Annotated in this window: 8 protein-coding genes; 4 read left to right on the plus strand and 4 right to left on the minus strand. The window is 34.8% G+C overall.

Features of this window, described 5'->3' with window-relative positions:
• Positions 1-388 precede the first annotated feature (388 nt).
• A complete protein-coding gene (locus tag KS419_RS19090; RefSeq protein WP_217067991.1) occupies positions 389-1,117 on the plus strand; it encodes a Crp/Fnr family transcriptional regulator in 729 nt (242 codons plus the stop codon).
• 122 nt (positions 1,118-1,239) lie between these two features.
• Entirely contained in the window at positions 1,240-1,458 is a 219-nt protein-coding gene (locus tag KS419_RS19095; RefSeq protein WP_217067992.1) for a hypothetical protein, read from the plus strand.
• Positions 1,459-1,499: 41 nt separating this feature from the next.
• Here the strand turns inward: KS419_RS19095 and KS419_RS19100 are convergent, their stop codons facing one another.
• The 4 genes from KS419_RS19100 to KS419_RS19115 all read right to left on the minus strand — a co-directional run bounded on the left by KS419_RS19100 (position 1,500) and on the right by KS419_RS19115 (position 4,513).
• Positions 1,500-2,114, minus strand: coding sequence for a TetR/AcrR family transcriptional regulator (locus tag KS419_RS19100; RefSeq protein WP_217067993.1), 615 nt, complete (start codon positions 2,112-2,114; stop codon positions 1,500-1,502).
• A gap of 173 nt (positions 2,115-2,287) precedes the next feature.
• Positions 2,288-2,944 (minus strand): PAQR family membrane homeostasis protein TrhA, encoded by a 657-nt coding sequence (gene trhA, locus KS419_RS19105; protein ID WP_343215097.1) that lies wholly within the window; start codon positions 2,942-2,944, stop codon positions 2,288-2,290.
• A 102-nt stretch (positions 2,945-3,046) separates the two neighbouring features.
• Positions 3,047-3,691, minus strand: a complete 645-nt coding sequence (locus tag KS419_RS19110) for a hypothetical protein (protein WP_217067996.1) — start codon at positions 3,689-3,691, stop codon at positions 3,047-3,049.
• A 570-nt stretch (positions 3,692-4,261) separates the two neighbouring features.
• A complete protein-coding gene (locus tag KS419_RS19115; protein WP_217067998.1) occupies positions 4,262-4,513 on the minus strand; it encodes a hypothetical protein in 252 nt (83 codons plus the stop codon).
• A 124-nt stretch (positions 4,514-4,637) separates the two neighbouring features.
• Here KS419_RS19115 and KS419_RS19120 point away from each other — a divergent pair, with 124 nt between their 5' ends.
• Both KS419_RS19120 and KS419_RS19125 read left to right on the plus strand, forming a co-directional pair.
• Positions 4,638-5,351, plus strand: coding sequence for a class I SAM-dependent methyltransferase (locus KS419_RS19120; RefSeq protein ID WP_217068001.1), 714 nt, complete (start codon positions 4,638-4,640; stop codon positions 5,349-5,351).
• Positions 5,352-5,671: 320 nt separating this feature from the next.
• Positions 5,672-6,892: an IS110 family RNA-guided transposase gene (locus KS419_RS19125; RefSeq protein WP_246593679.1), complete on the plus strand. Its 1,221-nt coding sequence runs from the start codon at positions 5,672-5,674 to the stop codon at positions 6,890-6,892.
• The last annotated feature ends 157 nt before the right edge of the window (positions 6,893-7,049 follow it).

Raw genomic sequence — 7,049 nt, forward strand, 5'->3', positions numbered from 1 at the left:
AGGAATGACAACTAGAAGTCCGCTCTTTGACTTCAGTTGTCACTTCCGAAGTGCCCCGCAGCGAGTAGGCGCTGGAGCTAGACAAAGAAAAGCGCAATCGCCTTTGTGTCTTCCTCTACCAGTATTCCACAGAAGAATATCCGTCGACACAAATCGTAGCTTATTCAGGAAGAATTGCTCTTTGGTCACGAGCGTAGGGCAGTGCAGGCACTGGAGCTAGACAACTTGACCGAAGGTGCCATAACTTATAAATTCTTACCTTTCGAAAAAGGAAGATCTTAAAACAGCAACGACAATTGATTACTCAAACTCATATTAGACAACCAACTCTTTTGAGATACTTATTTTAAATAAGCACTGTCTATGTTATCGATAGGAGGGAACCAGCATGATAAAAACCAGTACTATTAATGATGCTACCGCTAATGCCAATTGCATATTTGATAACATCCCAAAGAAGACAAAAGCAAAGGTCCTTACCTATGGAACTGAAATTACAGCCCAAAAAGGTAATATCATTTTTTTTGAAGGGGATTCCCCTGACCATTTATACTTCATAAAGGAAGGTAAAATTCGGCTTACAAAATTATCTGAAGATGGGAAAGTTTTTTTTCTGCAAACAAAGAAGAGTCAGGATCTCTTAGGTGAGCTTAACTTGTTTAATGGCTTTACACATCGTTTCGATGCGGAGGTTGTTCAAGATTGTAAGTTACTTCGGTTTGACCGTAAAGAAATCGAAAATTTACTCGCAAAAGACACAGATCTTGCTGCATGTTTATTAAAGATACTTTCCATTGAAAATCAAACCCTCCTACATCAATTTAGAGATCTCATTTTCTGTGGTAAACAAGGCGCCGTTTTTGCCATGCTAATACGATTAAGCAATGAATATGGCAAAAAAATATCTACAGGTATTCTTATAAACCGGAAAGTAACGAATCAAGAATTAGCAAATTTCGTTGGGGCCACACGGGAAAGTATCAATAGAATACTAAAACGATTAATTAGACAAAAAATTATTTCCGTAAATACGAAGTATATTACAATACACGATATAGATTTTCTCAAAGAACATTTACGTTGCGCCCATTGTCCTTTTGAAGAGTGCACAATATAAATACATTTGCCTCTCCAATTTACTGGTAGGTTTCTTTGCTAAAATATTTTTGGTATTTTCTTTTCTCCGACTGCATATAGTGGACTAAACAATGTTGGACAAGCTATTTAAGGAGGAGAATAATGAAGTGCGTAGTATCACACTCACCATTAATGACAAATTTTAACAGGCAAATAGAAGTAAAGAAAAAAGTTCAATTGCAAGACGATAATAAAAATGTGGATCAGATTATAGATATTTTAGATAGAGTGTTAATAAATATTTTTCCCGTTTTTCTTATAGTTGCCATACCTTATATTTTGCTTCTCTTAGTACAAATGTTTCTGCTGATGACTAATTAACTTAATAAGAGTAGCCAACTAGAAATGGCTACTCTTCCTATTTATATAGAAATGGAATGTACATCTTTTAAGCCCCTTACAAAAGTTCGAACGCTTTCCTCAATGAAAATATCTTCCGGCACGATAGCAACTTTTCGACCTGCAATAAACCTTTGAAAGAAATAACCTAAATTCATATATAAAAAATTCATTGCTTGTACTTCTCTGTTTATATTTGATATTTTACCCCGTTTTTCCATTTCATTAAAATAAAACATAAGAAAAGCTTTAAATTCTCTCGGGTTGCTTGTTAGCGATTCAATCATTGACGGGATTGTATTTCTTTCCTGAAAAGCAAGCAAAATTATCTGTTCATTTTTATTCATAAACGAATGATACGTTTTACTTACTAATTTCAAGTCAGATTCCAAATCGTAATTTATACTCTTCATTAATATATTCGTCACGTCCACCAGATGATAATAACGTTCCACTGCACATTCTAATATTTTTTTCTTTGTTCCGAAATGGCGAAATAACGTCATTTCACTATATCCTGATTCTGCTGCAATTTCTTTTGTTGTTACAGCCTTAAATCCTTTTTTTTCCATTAAATCTATTGCCGCTTTTAAAATACGGTCTTCTGTCGTCAATACAGATCTATTTCTTTCCTCCATGTGGCATCCCACCTTAAACTATCATACTTATACTCCCCTTATATATATAATACCTCTTCTATATTTGTGAAGGAATACACATTCTAGTAGTGTCATAAAACTTTCATACTATTTACAAAGATGTTCTCCAATCAATACGAACCCTATTTTTGAAATAGGTATTCTTTCCACATTTAACTTAAGGGAATAACATAAAGCAGTATTGTTAAAAAATGCGCTATACTCGCAACGAGAACAAATAGGTGCCACACTGCATGATGGTAATAAAAAGTTCTCCAAATATAAAACACCGTCCCTAATGTATATAGCAATCCACCGAAGACAAGGAGAACCACACCTGGAGTTGGTATTTTACTTAGAATTGGATCCAATACAAATATAACAATCCACCCCATTAATATATAGAATAAAGTGGATAGAACAATAAATTTCTTAGCATAAAACACTTTAAATATAACCCCTGCAATTGCTGTAGCCCAGATTATCCCCAAAAGTATCCATCCCCTAAGGCCATCAACGACAATTACCATTAACGGTGTATACGTCCCAGCTATGAATAAATAAATTGCGGCATGATCCAATATTTCAAAAATATTTTTTATTCTTTCATTCTGAAAAACATGCAGGAGTGTGGAACAGGAGTATAAAAATAAAAGTGTTATTCCGTAAATGGAAGCACTGATTAAGTGGGTCATATGTCCATGGAATTTTGAAGCAATTACTAAAAGAAAAATCGCAATGATTCCAAAGGGGATGCCAACACCATGGGTGATTGCATTAACCACTTCTTCTTTTTTCGTATAAGTATGGGTATTTCCCAATTTAAACATAACTCCTTTCGAAAGAAATCCAATTCTAAACAAAAAAAATAAAGATGGTAACAGCCTATGCCACCATCTTTATTTTGGTTAATTATCTATTATTTTATTAAGTTATCTTACCATGGAGAAGAGTTTCCATTCACCATCAAAGACAAAAGTCATTTCAACACCTGCATCCAATTGAAAATCCTTTGAATCTGCAGAATACAACACATATTCTGCAACGAATGTCTCCGATTCTTGGTTATACTGAAAAGATTTTTGGCGTACATAATTCACGGTATTTAAAGGAATATAATGTAATGTATAATATAACCTTCCCTCGTCATCGTATATTTCTAATCTGTCAGAATTAGAATCAACAAAAATATTGTCAGCGACCAATTCTTCTAAATAGAGATGGTTCCTTTCATGCATCGCTTGGAAAATCTCTTTTGCTAATTCATCCACTTCATTTCGAATAGTCAGTTCTTCCGTTCTCAAATTATCTTTTTCTATCAATTCCTGTCTATAAGTTAAAATGTTATCCTTTAGAGACATATTCTCTGCCTCAAGATCCTCCAAACGTTCCTGGAGAACTCTATTCTCTTCCCTCTCTGACTCAACTTGTTCCACAAGTCGTTGGTTGGTTGAGATAAGTGTTTCTATATCATCCGTATCTTCAATGGACTCAAGGTCATCTTCGGCACCATCTGAACATGCCGTAATAAGTATAAATAAGCTGGTGATTATCGCACCCTTTAACACCTTTATCATATAAATTAAGCCCCTTTTTTATTCTCTCTTCTAATAAACATTCCCTTTAATTCTATTATACAAAAGGAACGATGTAAGAAAAACATGCTATTATCAAATTGAGTTTATTTTATCATTAATTTCCAAAGTTTGAAAAGGGTTAAAAACTGTCGAAATATATTATTAAAGTGCAAGCTTCTTGGTCACGAGCCTAGGTGAGTAATTATTAAGTAAACAATGAAATAAATCACCATTGTGTTGTTGGACTGAATCTGGGAGACACTTGCGGAAAAACAGGTCAGAAAAGACTATGTAAGGCGGTTTTTCCTGAGGAGGCTCAAGATCAATGGCATCAGACTAATAACCCAATAATTCACAGTGGGGTTTTATTCTCAAGAATAATCAATCATTAAGATTCAAAAAAAGAGCTGGGACAAAAGTGTTTTAATCAAGGAGAACGCCGAACGAAAGATAGTTAATACAATCATTAGCTACGGAAATATACTTAACTATAGTTGTTTAGTGTTCGGTTTTTTAATTAAACACTTTAGTTATGTCCCAGCCTCTAAATCGCAAGCAAGTCCCCCGTTTTTACCAAAAAAATGCTGTTCCTAATGCAAATCCTCCTATTGCTGCTAATGCGATTGGGAACCAACCATATCCCCAACCTCCATAGTATCCATAACCGAATCCACTTGGAGGATGATGCACTGGTTCAAGCCAAACGTAAGTCTTGTCAATATTGGCAATCTTCCCAATGTATTCTTTTCCTGACCGGTCATAAATTCGAACAACTTTGCCGCGGTGCTTACAGCATAAGTCATAATAATAAGCAGCATCCATTTTAATGCCACCTCCTTTATCATCTCACAACTATTTTATTAATTCATTTCAGTTTGGATTGTATGACTGTCCCGTTCCTTCCATAGTTTTTTTGCATAGAGTGTATTGGAGGAGGATGTTTAAATTGAGTGACTATATGGATATGTTGGCTGCATATGGTGTTACGGAAGCACGACCGGGCGGAAGAAAGATGACAAAAAAACTTCTCTCTTTATACCCACTTCCTACTAATAGTAATATATTAGAAATTGGTTGTGGACTAGGTGATACGGCAAAATTACTATCTGAGGTTAAAAATACGAACGTTTTGGCTATGGATAATCACTCTAAGATGATAAAGAAAGCCAAAGAAAGGCATCTGAATATAAATAATATTACTTGGAAGATAGATGACGTTAATGATGCAAATATTAGAGAACAGTCTTTTGATGTGATCGTATCAGAATCGGTTCTGTCTTTTACTGATCTGAAGAAATCCTTGTCTAACATTTACCGTTGGTTAAAACCAAATGGATTAGTTTATCTTTTGGAACCTGTCTATTTAGGTGGCCTAAATAATAAAGAGCTAAGGGATTATAAAAACTTTTATGGATTCCATTCTCTCCTAAAGGAAGGGGAATGGATTCACTTGTTTCAACAACAAGGCTTTTCGCTTATGGATACCGTTAAAGATGAAGGAGAAATAATGGAGGATGTGGAACATAGTAAACACTTTCCAGAATTAGTCATTGATCAACAAATCGACGAAAAATATATAAAACTGATGGAAAACCATTTATATTTTACAGAAAATTACCTTGCATTCTTTGATTATGCCTACTTTGTATTACAAAAATAAAGAAAAGCGGTGGAACTAGAAAACATGCTCACATGCTCGATGGTGCCAAAATTATTAATTCTTCCCTTTTAAGAAACATACTAACATTAGTAGTGCAGACCCTGGCCAGGGTTTGTGCTACTATTTTTTTATAGTAGAAGTGAAGTAAGGCCGACCAGCCTCTAGGACCATTTAAGAGTCCGTATTATAAACCGGCCGACTTCACACCCTTATTTGAATCAGTTTAGTATGTTGGGTCCTTAAGAGATCGAGTAAAAGAAAGTGGAATCGATAAGGCAATGTGAAGGCTTCTATGAATGGTAAGAGAAGGAGAAATGAACATGAAACATGTTCTAGCATTCGATGTTAGTATGGGGAAAAGTACAATGGTTATCTATAATCACTATAATAAATGTGAATATGAAGGCGAAATTACACATAATAAATCGTCCTTTAAAGCCTTGAATGAAAGGATTTGTGAAATCATTAAACGGGATGGTCAAGCACCTGAAATTGTATTTGAAGCATCAGGAGTGTATTCGAGACCATTAGAACAGTTTTTTCAAGCAGAAGGCTACACCTATCATAGAGTTAGCCCGTTAGAAGCGAATCTACAAACGGCTTCGATGCGTCGTCATAAGACAGATATAAGTGATGCTCATGGGCTTGCTAAATCTCATTTTCGAACAGAACGTTCTACGACATACCAGGAAGAAAACTACTATAAACAAATGCGCGCACTAACACGTTATTACGATGAACTAGATAGTGAAATTATAAGTCTATACAGTAGATTGCACGCTATTTTACAGCTTAGTTTTCCTGAATTAGAGCGTCTTTTTTCAAAACGTTCTGCTCTCTTTTTGAACGTCACTCAGCTTTTCCCACACCCAGATGAAGTATTGGCATGTTCTAAAACTGTAATACGAAATAAAATAAAAGGGAATACAAAAAAGAACATATCCCTTAAACGTGCAGAAGAAAAAGCAATAGAATTACTTCACGCAGCACAAGATTCCTATCCAGCAATATCAAAAGATGATGTTCGTTGTGACCAAATTCGGGATTATGCTATACGTATCACAGATCTTAAAGCGAAAAAAGACATGCTTATAAAACAGATGGTTGAACTTTCAAAAGATCGTATTGAGTATCAGGTATTACTTTCTTTTCCAGGGATTGGAGAGGTGACTGCTGTAAGACTAATTGGAGAACTAGGGGATCTACAACGCTTCCAGAACCATAAACAATTGAATGCATATGTTGGAATTGATATCATGCGTTATCAATCTGGTAATACATTTTATAAAGATAAAATAAATAAACGAGGAAATAACAAATTACGAAAACTATTGTACTACATGGTTCAATCGATGATTAAACTTCGTAAGAAGTCCAACAATCATATTGTAGAGTATTATGACAAATTAAAAACGCAACCTCAAGGCAAACCCCATAAAGTTGCGTCAATTGCATGTGTGAATAAGTTCTTGAAAGTGGCCTTTCATCTAATCACACACAACATCACCTATGATTACAATACAGCATCCATCTGTTCGTAATCAGTTATTTACACTATAACATAGATGACCTTTCGAAAAAACATAACTCGTCAGGTCTATTTGTCATTTCCAAAATGTTTTTTTGGGTGGGAGTGGTACCCCTCCCACCCAAAAAATAGTTATTAATTAATAAAAACACTTGACTGTAGGTAAGAAA

The organism is Evansella tamaricis, assembly GCF_019042215.1.
Taxonomy (GTDB): domain Bacteria; phylum Bacillota; class Bacilli; order Bacillales; family Salisediminibacteriaceae; genus Evansella; species Evansella tamaricis.

Bases quoted from the DNA above. Each gene is read 5' to 3' on its own strand.
- KS419_RS19095 (WP_217067992.1), top strand. From the start codon at position 1,240: ATGAAGTGCGTAGTATCACACTCACCATTAATGACAAATTTTAACAGG.
- KS419_RS19125 (WP_246593679.1), top strand. From the start codon at position 5,672: ATGAAACATGTTCTAGCATTCGATGTTAGTATGGGGAAAAGTACAATG.
- KS419_RS19090 (WP_217067991.1), top strand. From the start codon at position 389: ATGATAAAAACCAGTACTATTAATGATGCTACCGCTAATGCCAATTGC.
- KS419_RS19115 (WP_217067998.1), bottom strand. From the start codon at position 4,513: ATGGATGCTGCTTATTATTATGACTTATGCTGTAAGCACCGCGGCAAA.
- KS419_RS19110 (WP_217067996.1), bottom strand. From the start codon at position 3,691: ATGATAAAGGTGTTAAAGGGTGCGATAATCACCAGCTTATTTATACTT.
- KS419_RS19100 (WP_217067993.1), bottom strand. From the start codon at position 2,114: ATGGAGGAAAGAAATAGATCTGTATTGACGACAGAAGACCGTATTTTA.
- trhA (WP_343215097.1), bottom strand. From the start codon at position 2,944: ATGTTTAAATTGGGAAATACCCATACTTATACGAAAAAAGAAGAAGTG.